This is a genomic window from Fimbriimonas ginsengisoli Gsoil 348, from assembly GCF_000724625.1.
In the GTDB taxonomy this organism is placed as follows: Bacteria; Armatimonadota; Fimbriimonadia; order Fimbriimonadales; family Fimbriimonadaceae; genus Fimbriimonas; species Fimbriimonas ginsengisoli.
Genome location: NZ_CP007139.1, coordinates 2,574,326 through 2,593,523, shown reverse-complemented (window position 1 = coordinate 2,593,523; position 19,198 = coordinate 2,574,326). Strand labels below are relative to the sequence as shown.

At 61.4% G+C, this 19,198-nt stretch carries 9 protein-coding genes; all 9 read right to left on the bottom strand.

Annotated elements, in window-relative coordinates; genetic code table 11:
* Positions 1–9: 9 nt before the first annotated feature.
* The 9 genes from OP10G_RS11890 to OP10G_RS11850 all read right to left on the bottom strand — a co-directional run bounded on the left by OP10G_RS11890 (position 10) and on the right by OP10G_RS11850 (position 18,952).
* On the bottom strand, positions 10–4,617 hold the full coding sequence (locus OP10G_RS11890; protein WP_025225667.1) for a hypothetical protein: 4,608 nt from the start codon (positions 4,615–4,617) through the stop codon (positions 10–12).
* A 3-nt stretch (positions 4,618–4,620) separates the two neighbouring features.
* A complete protein-coding gene (locus OP10G_RS11885) occupies positions 4,621–7,863 on the bottom strand; it encodes a hypothetical protein (RefSeq protein WP_025225668.1) in 3,243 nt (1,080 codons plus the stop codon).
* A gap of 7 nt (positions 7,864–7,870) precedes the next feature.
* On the bottom strand, positions 7,871–10,246 hold the full coding sequence (locus OP10G_RS11880; RefSeq protein ID WP_025225669.1) for a type II secretion system protein: 2,376 nt from the start codon (positions 10,244–10,246) through the stop codon (positions 7,871–7,873).
* Positions 10,243–12,207 (bottom strand): hypothetical protein, encoded by a 1,965-nt coding sequence (locus OP10G_RS11875; protein ID WP_025225670.1) that lies wholly within the window; start codon positions 12,205–12,207, stop codon positions 10,243–10,245. The genes OP10G_RS11880 and OP10G_RS11875 overlap by 4 nt, the downstream gene beginning before the upstream one ends.
* Before the next feature lie 75 nt (positions 12,208–12,282).
* Positions 12,283–13,116: a type II secretion system protein gene (locus tag OP10G_RS11870; RefSeq protein ID WP_025225671.1), complete on the bottom strand. Its 834-nt coding sequence runs from the start codon at positions 13,114–13,116 to the stop codon at positions 12,283–12,285.
* 332 nt (positions 13,117–13,448) lie between these two features.
* Positions 13,449–14,474, bottom strand: a complete 1,026-nt coding sequence (locus OP10G_RS11865) for a prepilin peptidase (protein WP_025225672.1) — start codon at positions 14,472–14,474, stop codon at positions 13,449–13,451.
* Between the two features lie 80 nt (positions 14,475–14,554).
* Positions 14,555–15,805, bottom strand: coding sequence for a type II secretion system F family protein (locus OP10G_RS11860; RefSeq protein ID WP_025225673.1), 1,251 nt, complete (start codon positions 15,803–15,805; stop codon positions 14,555–14,557).
* Between the two features lie 34 nt (positions 15,806–15,839).
* Positions 15,840–17,150 (bottom strand): type IV pilus twitching motility protein PilT, encoded by a 1,311-nt coding sequence (locus tag OP10G_RS11855; protein WP_084179139.1) that lies wholly within the window; start codon positions 17,148–17,150, stop codon positions 15,840–15,842.
* Positions 17,151–17,176: 26 nt separating this feature from the next.
* Positions 17,177–18,952 (bottom strand): GspE/PulE family protein, encoded by a 1,776-nt coding sequence (locus OP10G_RS11850; protein WP_052547720.1) that lies wholly within the window; start codon positions 18,950–18,952, stop codon positions 17,177–17,179.
* Positions 18,953–19,198 lie beyond the last annotated feature (246 nt).

Here is a 19,198-nt window from a genome sequence, read left to right as displayed (position 1 = left end):
TCAAAGACCTCACCGTCGATCCGCAAACACGGGGAGTACAAGCCCCCGCGCTCCGTTGATCGATCGCAGCTCGAAGGTGATGCTGCTGTTGTTGTATCCAAGATTGGTCGTCGTGAGGCGGGAAGGATCTCGCACTCCGTCGATCTGCAAGACCTCGCCCTTAAACGGTGTCACTCCGTCTCGCTGCGTGCCGAAGTAGCCGTTTACGATCACCACGGAGTCGCTGTTCAACCGTCGGGCGTAAGTCGCCCTCAGGTTGCCCGCGTTGTTGGCGGCTGGTACGCCGCCCAGGTCGCGCCGCATAACTCGGTACACCTCGTTCGGCATCATCCAATCAACATCCAGCCTGGAAGGCGGTGTCCCGGCCGCGTTGATCGGGAAGTAGGCTTCGTAAACCCCGGTCGCGTCGGTGATCATAAGATAGGTGACCAGTTGAGCCCCACGAAGTTCGACCGAAGCCGTTACCGCCGAAATATTCGTGAACGGATGGACCACCGCCGGCTGTAGCGGCTGGTTGAAGAGTCCCGTGGATTGGTTCCAGAGCACGTTGGCCCCGATCTGGGGAATGAGCATCTCGTTGAACACGAACGGTCCCGGACGGGCGGGATCGAAGACGATCACGCCGCCGTTGCCGCCACCCGATTCCGTCGAACTGCCGCTCGTCACTCCAAGCGAGTTCTGGGTCGGCTGGACGTCCTTCACCGACGTTACGTAAACGTACCGTTGCGTTCCATCCGGATTCGGCACTGGAATTCGGACCACGCTGTTATAGGCGTACTGTTTGCCGCTGACGTTGGCCGGGCTGTGCCAGACCAAGACGCCAAGCTGAGCCACCCCGTTGATCCTCACCGGATCAAGGATCCGTCCGGTCGTGACGTCATAGCCGTACCGGTCGACCGTCTCAATGAGGCGATGGTTCCCAGCGTCCGCCACAAGGTAGTGGATCCAGTACTCATATCCCGATTCCCCCTCTCCGTCTCCCGGCGAGACCGAGGAAGTGATATCCGCCAAGTTCTCGATGGAGGTGAAGGTCAGGGCGTCGCGTGGATCGTTGAATCGGAGCGTCTCGTTGGCGGCATAGCCGTTCGGCGTATGGGACGGGTCGAGCTTGAAGCCAGAGAGCGCCCGTTGCTCGATCGCTTCCTGATTCATCCGAACGACGCGGTTGGCGCCGGAATCGACGACCAGCATATCTGTCTGGTTCAGCCGGTAGGCGCGGGTGGGTCGAACAAGCGGATTCAAGTTGGCGGCGCCGCCACTGGCGTCCGCGCCGGCCGAGTAGGTGGCGCTCGCGCTCCAGATCGGCTCGCCGGAAGGATCGAAGGTTACCAAGCGGCCTTGGTCGGCGACCAGGAAGTCGGCACGGTCGTAGGTGTAAAGACCGCCGTCGCCCTGGGCTACCAGGGTTCCGTCCCCTCCCGAGAGGGAAAGGGTCGTTGAGCTCTGAGGCAGGATCGACTGGTTGAGCCGCTGGATATAGTCCGCCATCGAGGTGATGTCGGCCAGGTAAGGCCACCGCGGCTTATCCGAGATCATGCTGAGCTGCTTGATCCACGGGCGTCCAGGCGTGATCTTCAAGGCTTCGTCGTTGGCGCTGATCTGCGACGTCAACGCAAAGATCAGTCCATCGCTCGGCGCCGGGAAAGTACCGGTTGCGAGTCCGTTTCGAACCATGCTCGTCGCGCCGACGAACAAGGTGTCGCCCGTAACCAGCGGCCCGGTAGTGGGTGTCGCACCGTTCGAAACCGTGTACCACAGGAGCGGGCTCCAGCGAGCGTCTCCTCCCTGGTTATCGGGATCGATCGCCAAGTCCGGTTGACCTGGCCGGCGGATGTAGATGCGCTGGCTGAGATTCATCGCCTGCTGCATCTGGCCGTTCTGAACGTTCATCAGACTTTCCAGCCGAAGCGTCTTCGACTCGGGGTCGTAAGAAAAATTCGAGCCTGGGAAGATCGTGGGAATGTCTGGGTTCGAGATCGAGGTGCTTCGAACGAGGTCGGCCTGTACCAGCACCGAGCCATCCGGAACGTCATCCACTCGGAACTGGGGAGTTTCCGGCTCGGACCGGAACGCCATGACCAATCCAGTTGGGATGAACCCTTTGCCCGCTGCCACGGAGATAAAGACCTGCCCGTTCCGTACCGATGGCCCTCCGATGATCGCGAAGTTGGTAAACGGCTTATCCAGGATCCCCGGAGCCATCTGCTTCGCGATAACATCGTTATCCTCCACTACCGGCGGCTGAACATCCGGTCCGACTCCCTGGGCGTTGAACGTGTACTTCGGATAAAGCTCGTACCGGAAGGTGCAGCGGAAGCTGCCTCGGCCGTCTTCCCGGAATCCGAAGAGGCCAGCCGTGTTGCCTCCCGACACGGTCATATAGAGCGTCCCCGCCGGGGTCAGGGCAAGCGGTCCCGTGACCTTTCGAGGCGTATTCCCAGCGCCGAGTTTGTCCGGCAACTGGATGCGACCGCGCTCGACGGCGGCGAGGAGGCCGGAGGTGCTCTGACCCCAGTCAATGTTGTAGTCGACCCGCACGGTCACGTTGGCCGGCAAAGTCGCCGCTCCGTTATACGGGAAGAGAAGCACGCCACCGCCCTGGTCTTGAGGTTGACCGGAGAAAACGGCCGCCATCTGCGCCGCCGACCAAGGGTTGCCCGCGGCGTCCTGCACCGTGAGCTTGATGTTCAACGGATCGTTCGCGCCCGGGTTTTCGTAAATCGGTAGTCCGCCCCGCTGGCTGGCTCGGGTCGTAACCTGCAACCCTCCGGGAATCGAATCGAATGAAATCGGCTTCTCGCCCTTGACGCCAAGGAAGAGACTCACAAACCCGGGAGGGGTCCCGGTCGTGTCGTTCCCCTGGAACTGGGCATACATGACCTTGTCGACTCCGCCCGAATTGTCGAAGATCGGGATGTACCCGACCGTCGGGCTCGTTGCGAACGGCTCGGACTGGAACGGCGAGGAATTCCCGCCGAGGTACCAATCGTTGCCGGACGAGCGCATTCGGGTCCCGGTGGCAAGGTTAATCACCCAAACGCGTCCCCGGTCGGATCCGGCTCCCCCGATTCGGTCGCAGATGTACGCCATTCCTTCGTGAACCGTTGGCGGGTTGGGCGTCTCGCCCGTGGAGACCACGGCGTCGGCCGCGGGGGGCGTGACGTTCATGATTTCCGTATGCGGTCCGGGAGATAGCCGCCCGTTCGGCAGCCTTTCGAACGGATCGTAGCCGTGGACGACTCCATTTCCATCGACCACCATCACCATCTCCGGGTGAAGCGGGTTCTGGGGAAGGTCGGCCACCACGGGCGGCGAGATCGGGCCGGTCAAGCCCGAGACTTGCCAGACGATGTCCACGTTCGACCCGGGAGTGTCGAGCTGCCCGTCGTCGTCCAGGCCGTCGCCGTCTAGGTCGTTGTTGCTACGCGCATCGTAGGCGATGAGTCGCCCGTTGGCGGAATCGCTGGCAATGACCAACCCTTTGTAGACGACCGATCCATTGTTATATTTTGCGGCGGTGTTGAAAGAGACGCTGTGATCGACCAGACGGTTGAGCAGCGGGGCGGTCAGCGAGATGGCGCTCCCGTTCGATTTCAGCGAGTTTCCGCCCTGCTGGCGGTACTCGGAAAGAAGCGAAATCATGTTGACGACGAGCTTGCACGCGGCAAGGCCGTCGACTTCCAGAGTCGGGGCCAGCGCGCCGAACCCGGTGTTCGTCGTATAGCTGGCGCCCGCCACCCGGTTGAGCTTGATCGAAGCCCCGCGCGAGGTGATCACCACGAAGCCGGCGCCGGATTGGGCGACTCCGATCGTCTCCGAGTTCGTTCCCGCGGAGGCCGCGTTCTTAAAGAACGACACGCCGCGAATCGCGAGCGACTGACCCGCGAGACTCGTGAAGTAGCTCTGGATCGAATTGCCCGTGAAGTCGAGCGGGTTGATCGTCAGGTTAAAGCCGCCCGTGTTCAGCAGGTCGACATCCCGGTAAGAAAGGGTGAGCGGCCGGCTTAGAAGCGGGTTCGTGAAGTCGGCGAAGTTCGCCCCGACCGAGTCGCCGATTCCGGGTTGGAACGGGACCGGAAATCCGTTGGTGATGTCGTAGCCCGACATGGAGGAAACCCCGGCCGGATCGATCCAAAGCAAACCGCCGTGGTCGACGAACCGATGCAGCTTCTCCCTCTCCATCGCGTTAAGCGAGATGAAATTGAGCGGGTTGACCAACAGAACGTCGTAGTCCGAAAGCGCGGCGTCGGTCGTGTTGCTGAGGAAGACCTCCCAATAAGGCGCGGTGCGCTTGCTGAGCCGCACGCCGAGAGTCTGGGTAACGCCGGTCAGCGCCCGCCAGCGATCTTGGATCGCCTGGGTAACGCGGGACGGGGCGTGCGGATTCGAGATCTGCCAGCCGATCGGCTTGACGCTCTTGTTGGCGTCGAAGTTGAACCACACGTGGGGCGCGGCGCTCTGCGGTACGGATCCGGCCGCCGACGACCTCGCGCTGTCCAGGATCACAATCCCGGCGCGAATCGATTGAACCTTCGCGGCGTATGTTTGCGGCCCGGCGAGCGCGACCGCCGCGGTAGCGGCGGTTGTCATGAAAACGGCGAGTAAGCGGCGAAGCATCGGTTAGTGCACCTCTCCGAAGAAGGCCAGCGTCGGGCTGACCGGAAGCCGCGGCAGCGGCGGCAGGGGAAGCAGCTCGGTGGACTGCTGAACTCCGTCGTGGTTGTAGTCGACCCACTGAGTTCGAACGTAGGTCCCCGGATTGTTCAGGTCCTCTACGAATCCAAACCGGCGACCGGTAGCAAGCACCGGGTCGTAGGTGACGATGATATTTGGCACGTAGGTTGCCCCGGCGGCCGTACCGGCCGGAATGTGCTGCGCGGGGATCGACTGGTTGGTCGCTCCCATGTACCGCGGGATCCAGCCCCACTTCCGCATCCATTCGGCCTGCTGCGCGGCGGTCGGCGGCATGTTCTCGCTGATCGCGCCCGAGATGACGATCCGGTTGTCCAGCGGCTCGCCGTAGAACGGGGTCATCGGCGCCGAACCGTACTCGAGAGTTCGGCGGGCGTTCCGCTCGTCCGTGCTGAGCACGTTGCCGGATGCGTCGTCGTTTCGCGACCACCGGTCGAACGTATCGTTCGGGTTCGGGTTGAACCACGGCCCGGGGATGACGAAGAACGAGCCTTCCTCGGCGTAGATGGCGGCCTCGATCCGAATATCGTGCGGGGCAAGGGCGAGGCGGCCAAGGACATAGTCATTGGTTGACACGCCGCCGACGCTCGTCGTTCGGATGTTCAGGTCGTTGCGGCTCTGGGTGAAGAGCGTGTACTTGCCGTAGAGGTTATTCGCCACGATCGTATTCGCGTTGGTCGTCGCCGTGGTGGGGTCGACCAGCGGAAGCGCGATGCTCTCGAACTTGCCGAATCGCTGATAGTTCTCCATGCCGAGGCCATAGAGAGGAATATTGGCGGTGGTGAAGTAGGGAGCGGCGCTATTCGAATAGTTGATCGTCGGGAACTGATAGGTCGGCGTACCGAACCCAAGGTTCACATCCCAGGCGATGAAGGTCGATTGAGCGGGGCCGTCCTCCATCGTATGCGTCAACAGAATGTTGGTGGCGATCTTATTGGACGGCTGCCCCAGCTCGAAGTAGTCCGAGGCGAAAGGACGCCACTGGCTCGGATTGGACGGGGTGGTCACGTTCGGGCCATTCGGATCGAGCACGAACTCGAAGCCGGTCGTCAGCGTGTTGTTGGTTCGGATCAGGACCGGATTCATCGACGGAACGTTCGGAATGTCTTCCTTCGGCTGCACGTCCTGACCGGGGGTCGGCGCGAAGAACTGGGTGGTGTTGAGAGCCACGTAGTCTTTCGCCATCAGCATCAGCATCGATCGGGTCGGCCGGGTAAGGCGCGTCCCTTGCGGAGTCGCGCTGAACGGATCTTGAGCGCCGTAGCTGGCCGTCCAGTCGTTGCCGGTGACTCCCTTGGTGATGCTTCCTTCGATGTAGATCGTCGCATTGGAAACGACCGTGAGCTGCAAGTCGGTAGGAATGTTCCCCCGGACCCGGACGTTACCTTCGAAGAAGAGGACCCCGTTGAACGGCTGGCCGTTATCGTAGTCGGTCGGCGCCAAGTTGCCGTTGATGTTGGCCACCTGGAAGGTGTTCACGATTCGCAGCCGTCGATCGGATCCACGGCCGAGCCGGAACCGGATCGCGGCCTGGCCGGTGTCCGCGCCGGCCGCGGTCTTCCAGGTCCTTTCGCTCTGAGGCGCGCGGCCGTCGCGAAGGATCATGAACCCGTCGGTCAACAATTGGAGATACGCTCCGGGAGGCGTGTAATAGAAGCCCCGCCAAGAACCGCCATCGCGGTTGGAAGGATTCAACCAGTCGTTGATGAGCGATCCGGAGCCGCCAAGATTCTGCCGCCCGGTTTCGGTCTGCCCCATCTGCCGGTCGGAAAAGTTATCGACGTAAACGCCGGCGCCGTACCCAAAATGCCCGGAGTTGGTCGTCCCGGCGAATACGCCGCTTTCGCGCGTCATCTGCACATACCGGTCGGTGTGGGTTTGCGGATCCAGGGCCAAGATCGAGGGCGGCGCCTTGGTCCCAACCCCGCGAGGAACCCCTTCGACCGACCGATCCTGAGAATTGTCTCGCAGAAGACCGGCGGAAAAGAAGTTCGGGCTCTTGCTACTGAAGCTCTGCCCGCCGCTGCTCAGCAGCGTGAGGGATCCGCCCGGACCCGTAAATCCGGGAAGCGGCTGGTAGTTGTTGACCGCCGGGTTGTACTTCCAGCCAACCAGCGTCAAGGCCGCGTTGGAGTCGCCCGTGATGTCGCCGGCTACCAGGAACTGGTCGCCGAGCGTGTAATTCAGGTTTGCGATGATGTGGCCGTGCAGCCGCACCGACGCATTGGAGAAGAACGAGCCGCCGAGCGGGATCGACTGAGTCGTCGGAGTTGCCGCCGCCGGTCCTTCGAAAGTGAGAAGCGGGATGGCGGTGCCGAGCTGCGTCGGCAGGTCTGTTACCGCCGCGTCGCGAACCATCGCGCCAAGCTTGTCGTCGACGCCGAGGTCGGCGGGAGTGGCGACGTTGTACTTATTCGCGATAAAACGGGCCGTCTCGATAATTCCGATCGAGGCGAACGCCCGGTTCACTTGGATGCCGCCGTATCGGGATTGGTCCGAACGGAACTGGTTCAGCGCCTGCTGGAACTCGGCGGTCGTGGCGTAGTTACGGTACTTACGGGAGACCTGGTTGGTCAGCGCGGTCGGGTCGGATACGCTCAGCGTACCGTCGCGCCCTACCGCCTCGATGAAGATGTAGTTGCGCGCGGCTCCCGGAGTTCGCAACGGTCCGCTGGGGGAGTTGCGGAAGATGTTCGCGTCGCTCGGCGCCCATCGGATCCGGATAAGGGCGCGCCCATCGCGGAACTGGGTCCGAAAGAACGGGCCCAAGCCGTCAGGCCCCCCTTGGTCAAAGTAGACGCTGCCGGGAAACCGAACGCCGGCGTTGCCGACATTTGCCGGCGGGCGCAGGAAGAAAGCGTCGGGATCGCGCGTAAAGTCGGTGGCCCCTTCGTCGAGCATCGGGGTAGGCAGCGGCCGCCAGTCGGCTCCCTGCTCGCTACGCAGCAACTGCTGGTGAGCGAAACGGATTCCGGCTTCCGAGAAATCGTTAGCGCGGCCCCGGTGGTACAGCGTGCTCGTGAAGTTGAGGCTCCGGCTGATGATGCCGATAAAGACAAACCCGATGATGAGCAGCAGTCCCAGGATGATCAGGGCCACGATAATCGTCTGGCCGCGCTCACCCCGCTGGATGGCGGGGCGGTTATGGTTGGAACGGAATTCAGGGTTCATCAAAAGATCACCGGGTGTAGTTCCGCACCGTCGCCGTCGACTTCAGGGTTACCGTCTGAGGGTTCGGAATCGAAGACTGCGGGTAGTTGCGAATGGTAAGCAGGACGTTCATGAGCTGCCGTGTGTCGTAATCCACGGCGAACGAAGAGGTCTTGGTTTGGCCAGGGATGGCCGCCTGTCCGGCCCGTTGGCCCGTGAAGTAGAACCGGTACGAGACGCGGATATTTCCTTCGGGCAGCGGTACGTTCGGGTCGGAATTGAATTTGATGTAACCGACCTTGAACCGAGGCTGCAAGACGGCGCTGACGATGTTCTGCGGATCGTACGTCCGGGGGTTGAATCCGGCCATCGAGATTCCGTCGAATTGGACCGAGTAATCGATCGAACCGGACGAGTTGGTCGGCTCTTGCAGGTCGGCGTAGTTGATCTTGTACTGGTTGGGACCAGGGTCGCCCGTGCTGATGCGGGTGTACCGAACCTCGCTGCCATAGTTCGGACCAGGCAGTTGGTCGGGGCCGTAGACGGTATCGCTTCCCGGCACGATCTGTACGCGGCTTCGGTTGCCGCCATCCGGTGTTGGGTACACGAAACCGGTTGCCTGACCCGTAATCGGGTTCGGGAACAGCGGGGAGGGTGTCCCGTCGCTATTTGGCGTCACCCGGAGGTCGAGGAACCGGTCTACGTTGTTCGGCAGTAGCGACTGAAAATCGTTCGCGACCTTGTTGAACTTCTCGTTGATCGTGTCGAACTTCGGATCGTAGAAGTTGCCAGTCAGATCGGGATCGTTAATCGGCGTGTACGGCGGGGCGGGATGACTGGGCGTTTCGGCGTCAGCGGGCCAGACCGGCAGATTGTCCGGGTCCGGCGGATTGGTGACGGACGTGTCGCCGACTTCGCTGATGGAGAAGCTGGTGACGATCCGTCCCCGGTTCGCATCGAAAGCGTACGGGGTGAACATCGCCCGGCGATCGAGCGCCGTCAGCCCTTGTATCGCGCCGGCGGAAAGCCAGCCCGACAGTGAGTTGGCCGAGGCAACGGCCTGCGTGAACGGATAGAACCGTTGCGTGGCCGACGTTTGATAGCCCGAAAGGGCGTTGTAGGTGTAGAGGTCGAACGCACCGACGAGGTTGGCGGGATCGAAGTCGATCGCCGATACGGCCGGATTGTACATGTAGACCATGGCGCCGGGCGGCTGACCGGGCGCTCCCGCGTTGACCGCAGTCAGGGAGATCTCGTAAGGGGTGGCCGGCGCCCAACCGTGCGGGAAGAGCCGGACGATCGGGTTGCTCCACTGTCCGTACTGCGTCCGGAAGACGTCGGGTCCCGCGGACTCGGCAGTGTCGGATTCGGAGCCCTGGCGTACGGCGACTTGGCCGGCGGCCGGGTCGTTGCTCACCCGCTCCGGGCGGAACTGTACGAGCGGCATCACTCGCGGAATCGAGTTCGAATCGTACTCGACCAAGCGAGTCCGCCGATCGTAAACCGGCAAGATCATGTCGTAGCGCGAGACCTCGGTCTGGACGACGGCGCGGGTAAGCCAGTTATGGATTCGCTGGGCGTGGCTCGGGCTGTAAGTAGGATCCGGCCCCTGGTCGTCGATATAGACGCCGCCCGCATTGCGATTCGGCTCGAAGAAACGGGGATCGTCCATATCCACGATCTGGGTGTCGTCGAGTTCGGGGTCGCTGGAGTCGTTCGAAGCGAAATACTTAAGGTTCGGGCGCCATCGGATCGTCCCCGCCTGAGTGGGCGTGTTCTTGTTCGCTCGTCGCACCCACGGCTGCACCTCGGCCCGGTACATGACGTACAGGTTGTCGCGGTTTCCGTTGATGCCCATCAGAAGGGCGTCGTAAGGGTTGTTGTAGTTGAGGAACGGATCCCGGCGGCCGATGAAGTACCGGATCATCCCGAACCCCGGGGCAACCGGAAGGACGACCTGCCCTTTCGGAGCTTGCAGCGTTGGGTCGGTCTTACCCGTGACCGGGTCCACCCAGGAGCCGGCGCCGTTCAGCGTCTGGTCCCCTTCGGCGGGTCGAACAAGGTCTAGCTTGGTGTACGGGAGCACGACGTCGCGCCACGCGTTGCGGGCCTGATTCGGAAGCGAAATGATAAGTGCGTTCTGCGGGACTTTGGTGGCGACGCCGTTAACGACGCTGTCAATAAGGCTGGACGAGTTCCGCACCGCATAGGCGTTTCCGGTTTCCCGAGCGATCCGATCGGTCAGGATCTTCGCTCGATCTTGGGCTTCGGCGAAAGCCTGAGCGGCTCGCGTCAAGTTGAAGCTCTGGAAAAGCGGAAGCACGATCAGCCCCAAGAGGATGGCGGAGATCGTCATCACCGTGAGAAGCTCGATAAGTGTGAAGGCGCGTCTCATGCGATTCATCGGGAAACATCTCCCTGCTCGAGGTAGCTCTCGTTAGTGGAACGTCGCCAACCCCGGCCCCACTGGTTCACCTTGGTCATATTCGCGGCGACATCCAGCCCGAGCCGGAAGAAGTCCGGGTTCCAAAGCGTTCGGACGGCCACAGAAGACCCCTTCACGTCTCGCACGGCGTAGCCAAGCGAGCGGGCGTCGATATTGGCGTCCAGCGTTGTCGCGGCCAAGTCCACTTCCTTCAAGTCGATGCAAGGCAGGTTCATCGGATCGGCGCTGGTCGGGAACTTGATGACGAAGTCCTGGTCGAGGATCTGCCGGGGCGACGTGTCGCCGCTTCGCCGGTAGTTGATTACGCTCACCGAGACCTTTCGTCCGGCGTCGCTCCTCGGGAAGTAGATCCTAGTCGGCTGACCACCGACGGCCGGGACCGATCCGCCGACGTAGTACTGGCGGAAGCCGGGTACGCCGTAGGAGACCGAATAGGTTGAAGCCGCTTTGAGCACTTGGACGGCGAATTCGTTGCGCGCCATGTAAAGCGCCCGGACCGCGCGGTTATCGATCGTCACGTTAGGGAGGATCTGCCCGTCCGGTAACAAGAGGTTTGCCTGGGTCCCGGGGGTTGACGGGTCGAGGTCGCGAACCGTGACCAGGCCGTTCGACTTGTTCACCGAGATGTAAACGTCGGTCGTGTTGGCGAGGGCGTCCTTATCCTTCTCCATATACACCCCGCCGGTGTCCATGTCGACGAGGACGAAGAAGCCGCTCTGCAAGGCGTTAGCCACCTCGGTTTGGCTTCCGGTCCCTTCGACCACCGGGATCGGCTGCTGGTTGCGGCCGTCGAAGCCGCTCAGCCCCCCAACCTTTATGGAGCCGACGGCGAGCTGGTGCTGCGCTTGCTGGCCGACCGGGAATCGGAACTCCTCGCGGAGGATTCGCCAATCGTAGACGTCGTAGCTGATCCGTGCCCGGAGCGGCTCTCGCCCGCCGGGGCCGGAAACGAACTGACCGAAAGCGTTGGGCGAGAACAGGAGCACGCCCAATCCGGGATTCAAAAGCTTGTAGCTGTACGGCTCATACGCCTGCCAATTTCCGTTCACGGGAATCGGCTCGAAGCCTCGTCGAACTCGGAGCGTGCCGAGGTCGAGACTGGCCAGGGTTCCACTGGGAATCAGTCCAGCCAAGGGCTGTCCGTACATGGGCTGCTCCCCGTTCGGGAGCGGATCGCTCTGCGGAACCGAGAAGCTGAGATCCACGAAGTCGCGCTTCGTTCCGTCGGACATATAAGCCGAGAACGAAACGTAATAGACTCGCGTGCTTTGGTTGGTGATTCCACCGGGCAGGAGCTTCGGACCGGAAGGGACCCGGATGGTAACCGCGGGCGACTCCTGGTTTTGAATGAAGAACTCGTCCTCTCCCTTTCGATCCGTATCGAGCGGCACGCCCATGCGAGCCGTCATGTCGTTCCCGTAGGCGGCGAACGTGTTCGCGTTAAAGTCGACCGGACCGAAGTTCAACAGCACCATGCTGCCGTAGAGGGTCGAGCCCACCGTTCTCGGCGCCGGGATCTGGCGTCCCTCACCGATGATGTGTCGGAAAATGTTCGCGCCGTTAAAGCGGGTCCAATCGCCCAACGGTTTGCCGTTCCAAGAGAGGATGCCGGTCGCCGAGATCGCGTCTCCGTAAGGACCGAGGTCGTCCGGACTTCGCGATGGGTCGACCACCGTATTCCCGTTGGCGTCCGTGACGGTCGGGACGATCGCCTCGGGCAACTCGTCGGATCGCGTCTTCAGCCGCTCAATCTCGTCCCTCGCCAATGCCGACGCGATCGAATTGTTTCGGCCGAGAACCAAGATCTGGAATCCCTTGGGGAAGATCTGGATCACGGCCAAGATCCCCACGAGGAAGATCACGATCACGACGAGAACTTCGATGAGGGTGGTACCGGCGGTGCGCCTTGTGGGCGACATACGGATCTCCTCCGGGCCGGCATGGCCACGGTCAGAACGGGTGAGAGTCGTCAATTTTGCTTCAACCCTCCCGCGTTACGGCAGCACCTTCCACGACTTGAGGGCGACTTCCGCGGAGTCGTACGGGCGAGCCGCGCCACCAAGGAACAGGACGATGTCCCGCTTGATATGAGCGACGGTGCCGTTCGAATACTCTCGGAAGTAACTATCCCAGGTCACGACGGTGGTGTCCGGCGGATCGGTGTAGCCGAGCTGCCTCGGATCGTCGGCGGCGCTGCCGCTGACGTCCGGGTTGCACGGATCGAGCGGCACTGCGTAGCCGCTCCAGAAAAGCGCGTACCGCAGCTCGTTGCGGGGCGTGGTCCCATTGGGAACGCGCGCTGCGTCGTAGCCGCTAATTCGGTAGTAGTAGTTGTCGGTGGCCGTCTTCGTACCGGTGTTCGGATCGATTTCGCACCGCTGGATATAACCGTCGGTAGGACCGAAGCGCTGGTAAGCGCCCGGATCGGCGCTGCCCGTCGCCGCGAGCTTCGGAGGCCAGACGGCGCGAGTGACGTCGACTTCCAGCTTCACCCCTTCCGGACGGACGTACGCCGGCCTCAGGGTAGTAAGCGAATCGATGCGCTTCGGATAGAGGGCGCCTTTGACTTGATCGGCGGGAACTACATCCCCCGAGCTCGGTGTTCCACCTGAATAGCTGGTGGCATAACCGAGAATGGCAGGCGGAAACGCGCCTTGATCGGATCGGTATAGCTGCAACGCCGTACGAACGGAGTTCATGTTCGCCATATCGGAACCTCGGTAGGCCGAATCTTTTGCCCGTGCATATACCGGGAAAATGATGGCCGCCAAGATCGAAATGATGGCGATGACAACTAACAGCTCAATGAGGGTGAAGCCCTTCTTCATGCGTAATGCGCCCCACTCTCCCCAGGTCTGGGACGGGGATTTGCGGGCATTTGTTCCCGGCTTAGCCTTACAAAGTTCATTTTCACATTCCCTCGGCGCGGTGCCGCGAGCGCTCTTCGAGAGCGCATTCTTCCTGACACACGAGCGCTCATTTTAGTCGAAAGCCACGCTACTTAGTAAGGTGGCTCTCTCCACTCATACAGAGACTATGTTTTGGCCCACCTTTTCCTTCCGACTGGGCACATTGCCGAAGAGTTTTTCCCTAACGCGAAGCGTTGTAGATGCCGCAGGTCGGCTCGTACCTGCGTGAGAGCGTTGCCGCTGCCCCACGCCTACGGCTCGGACGTCGACGATACGTCGGGCGCCACATGGAAGTAACGCTTGAGACCGCTTTCGATCGGCGCGCCGAAAAGGATGCAGATGAGAGCCCCCGCGGCGAGGTAGGGACCGAAAGGGATGGTAGTGGCACCGGGCTTCCAGTCGTCCTCTTCTTCCACCGACTCCTCCGGGAAGTATCGGTGCACCCACTTGTTTAGTGGCGGAATGAACAGAGCCAAAACATCGAGGCAGAGTAGGTACCAAATGCCGGCCAGGAGCACGAGAGGCACCGGCGTCGCCTCGGGCATCGGCTCATCGTCATCATTTGCCGCCTCGGCTTCCCCGGATCCTTTGCTTCGGTTGGCGATCAGAATTCCCGCGATGCCCCCGATCAGTCCGACGACGACGGCGATCGCCATATTCCCCACTGTGAGCCACGGTCCGAGGAAGGCGCCGACCCCGCGCATCATCTTCACGTCCCCGTCCCCCATCGCGTCCTTTCCAAACGCAAGACGTCCAAGCAAGACGATGCCGAAGAGAATCCCCCACCCGGTCAGCCCCCCTACGAGCGCTCCGTGAAGATTGCCCTGCAGCGCTTGGAAGGCGATCGCCGTCACCAGAATCGCCGCGTTCAGCTCGTCCGGAATGATGTAGAGCTCCCAGTCGATGTAGATAACCGCGATCAGGCAGGCGATCATGATCGCCGAGAATCCGGCTCGTAGCGGATCGTACGTCTCGGTCAGATATTTGAACCACACCCCCGCGAAGAGCGACCCGGTCAACACCTCGACCCAAAGGTAGCGGCTCGCAATCCGCTGATCGCAATACCGGCATCGGCCTCGGGCGAGCAACCAGCTCAGGATCGGAAAGAGGTCCGGCGCGCCCAGGGCATGCTCGCAATTGGGGCAAAAGCTGCGGCTGGGGTTAAAGAACGACTTTCCCCGCGGCAACCGATAGATCGCCATATTGAGGAAGCTCCCCACGAACGCTCCGAGAATGAACCCCATCACGCAGGTCCAAGCCGGAAACAGCAGTGCCATTGGGTTCATCTTTACCGCGCCATCATGACAGAAAGGCCCGCCGGCGGCAACGCCGGCGGGCCTTCTCTGCCGTCAGCAGACTATGACTTGCCGCCGCCGGCATCGTCGTCGCCGCCGCCCGAAGAAAGCTTCGAGATAACGTCGACAAGCGGAAGGAACATCGCGATGACGATGAAGCCGACCACGAAGCCGAGTCCGACGATCATCAGCGGCTCGATGGCCGCCGTCAGCGAAGCGAGGGTCGCCTCCACTTCACTCTCATAGAAGTCGGCGATCTTCTGCAGCATGAAGTCGAGCGAACCGGACTCCTCACCGACGCCGATCATGTGGACTACCATCGGCGGGAAGAGGCGCGAAGCTTCGAGCGGGTCGCCGATTCGGTCTCCTTCACGGATACGGGCTCGGGCCTCGAGAACCGCGTCGGACATGATCGAGTTACCGACCGTACCGGCCACCGTCTCCATCGCCTGCAGGATCGGAACGCCCGAGGTGAGCAGCGTGCCCATCGTTCGGCTGAACCGCGCCATGCAGATCTTGTGGTGGAGCTTGCCGAATACCGGAATCTTCAACCTTACGCGGTCGGCGACGCGGCGCCCGAATCGGGTGCTAACGAAGAGCCGGTAGGCGAAGATCAGGATGACGACCGAGATCAGAACCATCCACCAGTAGTACTTCACGACGTTGGAAACGTCGATGAGGAACTGGGTAGGCGCTGGAAGCTGGTCGGCTTTCAAGCCAAGGTCGGTGAGAATCGCCGCCCACTGGGGAACGAACCACGCGACGAGGAAGGTGACGATGCCGGTCGCCATGATGAGGACGAGGACCGGGTAAGTCATGGCCGACTTCACCTTGCGGCGAAGTTCCACGTCCTTTTCAAGGAAGTGCGAAAGGCGCTGGAGCGACTCTTCCAACACACCACCGACTTCTCCGGCCTTGATAAGACCGATGAAGAGGGAGCTGAACGTGCGGGGATGGCGCTGCATGGCGCGGGAGAGGCTTTCGCCTCCTTCAACCCGTTCGCCGATGTCGAGCAGGATCTTCTTGAGCTTTGTATCCTGGGTCTGCCGAGAAAGAACGTCGAGGCAGCGCACGAGCGAAACGCCCGCGTCGACCATGGTCGAGAACTGTCGGCAGAAAACGGAGAGGTGGGCGAGTTTGACCTTGCCGTACTGTTTGGCGCGGGGCGACCGGGCCTTGATCATCGTAAGCTCGGTGATCGTTAGGCCCTGCTCCTCGAATTTACGCCTCAGTACCTCTTCGCTCTCAGCGTCGGCGGTTCCCTTTTGCATACCGCCGTTCGCGTCGCGGAACGTATAGCTATAGATTGGCATCGTTTTCCTCGTTCTTCATCGGCCGGGTCACTACCTATCTGCCCCGCGGCGCCCCGCCGGGTCCACCGGCCTGACCGGCAACCGGGGTGTTAATCATCTTACGAAGCTCTTCGGGGTTTTGGCAACGAGACATTGCGTCCTCGAGGGTTACCAAACCACTTAGATACTTATCGCGAAGGCATTGATCCATGGTGATCATGCCCATATTGCCCGACGTTTGAATCATCGAGGTGATCTGGTGCGTCTTCGCCTCACGGATTAGGTTCCGGATGGCCGGGCTGGCGATCATGATCTCGTTCGCCGGCACACGCCCGTCGCCGTTTGCCCGGCGCAGTAGCTGCTGCGAAATGATCGCGACCAAGTTGTTCGAGAGCTGAACGCGGATCTGCTCCTGCTGTCCAGGAGGGAAGACGTCGATCATACGGTCGACGGATTCCGCGGAGTTGTTCGTGTGAAGCGTGGCGAAGACCAAGTGGCCCGTTTCCGCCGCGGTGATGGCGAGGGAGATCGTCTCCATATCGCGCATTTCACCGACGAGCAGGATGTCCGGATCTTCACGAAGCGAGCCGCGGAGCGCGTTAAGAAAGCTCTTGGTGTCGTTGCCGACTTCGCGCTGGTTGATGAGCGACTGCTTGTGCTCGTGCAGGTACTCGATCGGGTCCTCGATCGTGATGATGTGGTGCGCCCAGTTGGTGTTGATGTGGTTGATCATCGCGGCAAGCGACGTCGACTTACCGGAGCCCGTAGGCCCGGTAACCAGAATCAAGCCACGAGGCTTTTCACACAGCGTCTTGAGGATCGGCGGCAGGTTGAGCTGCTCGACCGTCGGGATCTTTTGAGGAATAAGTCGGAATGCGGCGGCGACCGAACCCTTGTCCCGGTACATGTTCACACGGAACCGGGCGCGGCGCGGGAGCGCATACGAAAAGTCGAGTTCGAGCGTCGTCTCAAACCGCTGGATGTTCTCGTCCGAGATGATCTCGTACATCATCCGCTGCAGGATCTGCGGCGAGAACGACTCGTAGTTCATCCGCACCAGCGCGCCGTCGAGGCGAAGCACGGGAGGCGAGTTGTGGCAGATGTGCAGGTCCGAAGCCTGCTTGTCGACCACGATATGCAAAAGCTCGTCGATGTGAAGGTCGTCAAGCGTAATCGGAGGCCCCTTGGGCGCCTCCTCTTCCTTCTTCTCGGCTTGGAACGGGTTTCCACCCGCGGCGAGCCCTCCTCCGACCGGCGGCATTCCGCCGGGAGGGGGCATGCCACCGGGGGGAGGATAACCGCCGCCGCCCGGCTGACGGGGCGGCGCGCCGCCCGGATTCTGAGGTGGGTAGTTATTGGATTGCATCTCGCTCTCTGTCTTAATGGATACGTCTAGAAGCCCGCGGTGAAGACAACGCGCATAACTTCCGTCGGATCGGTAATCCCTTCCAGAACCTTGCCGAGTCCGTCCTCGCGCAGCTCCTTCATTCCGTTCGCCTTCGCCGCCGCCTTAATGTCGGCCAACGGAGCGCGCCGTACGACCATTTCGGCGATTTCGCCGTTCATGACCATCAGTTCGTGGAAGCCCGTTCTTCCCCGATAGCCGGTCATGCGGTTCGACTCCGCGGGGATACCTCGATAAAGTGTAACCAACTCTTCCGGATCCGTAACTTCGAAGCCGAAGCGTCGTAGGTCGGCCTGCGTCACTTCGTAAGGCTCACGATTATCTACGTCGATTCTTCGTCCAAGTCGCTGGGCGAGAACGCCGATGAGCGTGGCCGCGATAAGGTACGGCTCGATACCCATGTCGATGAGACGGAGCGTGGAAGACGGCGCGTCGTTCGTGTGAAGCGTGGAGAGGACCATGTGGCCCGTCAGCGAGGCTTCAATCGCGATTTCCGCCGTTTCAAGGTCACGGATTTCTCCCACCATCATGATGTCCGGGTCTTGCCGGAGGAAGGCGCGGAGGGCGGTAGCGAACGTCAGGTTCGCTTTCCGGTTCATCTGAACCTGAGCGATACCGTTGAGCTGGTACTCGATCGGGTCCTCGGCGGTCACGATGTTGACGCCGATCGTGTTCAGTTTGTGAAGCACGGAGTACAGCGTCGTCGTCTTGCCCGAACCGGTCGGACCGGTACAGAGGAACATGCCGTTCGGCTGGCTGACCAGCTCTTCGATCTTGATCTGGTTCTCTTCGGTGAAGCCGATCTTGTTCAAGCCGATCATAACGCTCGACTTGTCCAGAATTCGCATAACGATCTTCTCGCCCCAAGGCGTCGGGATCGCGCTGACGCGAAGGTCGTACTCTTTGCCGGTGTTCCGAACCTCGATACGTCCGTCTTGAGGGGCGCGCCGCTCGGCGATGTTCATGTCCGCCATGATCTTGAAGCGGGAGATCAGCGGCGCCATTAGGTTCCGCGGAATCGTCATCGCTTCTTGAAGCACGCCGTCGATGCGGTACCGGACGCGCACGCCGCGCTGCTGGGGCTCGACGTGAATGTCCGAGGCGCGATCGATAATTCCGGTTTGGATCAGGGCGTTCGCCAGCTTGATGATCGGCGCCTGCTCCGCCATCTTCTCGGCGTCGGCGTCGGCGTCGCCATCTTCTTCCCGGCCACGCTGAACGCCCGCCTGGGCGATCATCGACTTCATATCCTCGAGACCGGAGGCCTTGATGCCACCACCCGCGGGAGTGGTATCCGCCGCCTTGGAAACTTCCGGAGTGGCGACGCCGCCGCCGTAATACTTCTTGATCGCGTCTTCGATGGCGCCGGGGACCGCGAGCACCGGGATGACGCGGCAACCGGAGGCCATCTTGATGTCGTCCTGGGCCATGATGTTGCCCGGGTTCGACATTGCGACCCAAAGGTTCTGCCCGTCTTTCTTGACGGGGATCGCGTTATGCGCCTTTACCAGACGCTCAGGGACGACGTTGATCGCGCTTGTATCGATCGTAACGCGGTCGAGATCGGCAAAGGCATATCCCATTTCCTGGGCCTTCGCCTGGAGCACCTCGCGCTCGCCCACCATATTTAGCGAGACGAGAACTTTCGAGATATCGGTTTGGCCGGTATTTTGGGCGACTTTTTGCGCCTCATCGAGCTGTTCCGGTTTCAGATAACCTTTCTGAACCAAGAACTGCACCATCGGAATTCGCGGCAACGCCATGTGTTCTATTCACCAACGGGACTTGCAGCGGCCAGACTGGCCCGCGCCCGCCTATTGTAGACCAACGGGCCAATCCGCGCTAGCGCACGTGCCACGGGGCCTAGATGAGAGCAAGACGGGTCTTCCTGCGAAAATGGTTCGCGGGGTGGGGAAAAGGTGTTGGGTCGTTGGGGCCGGACTCGCGTGGACTGTGGACTATGGACTGTGGACTGATGGGACGAATGAGGGCAACAATATACTTGACAC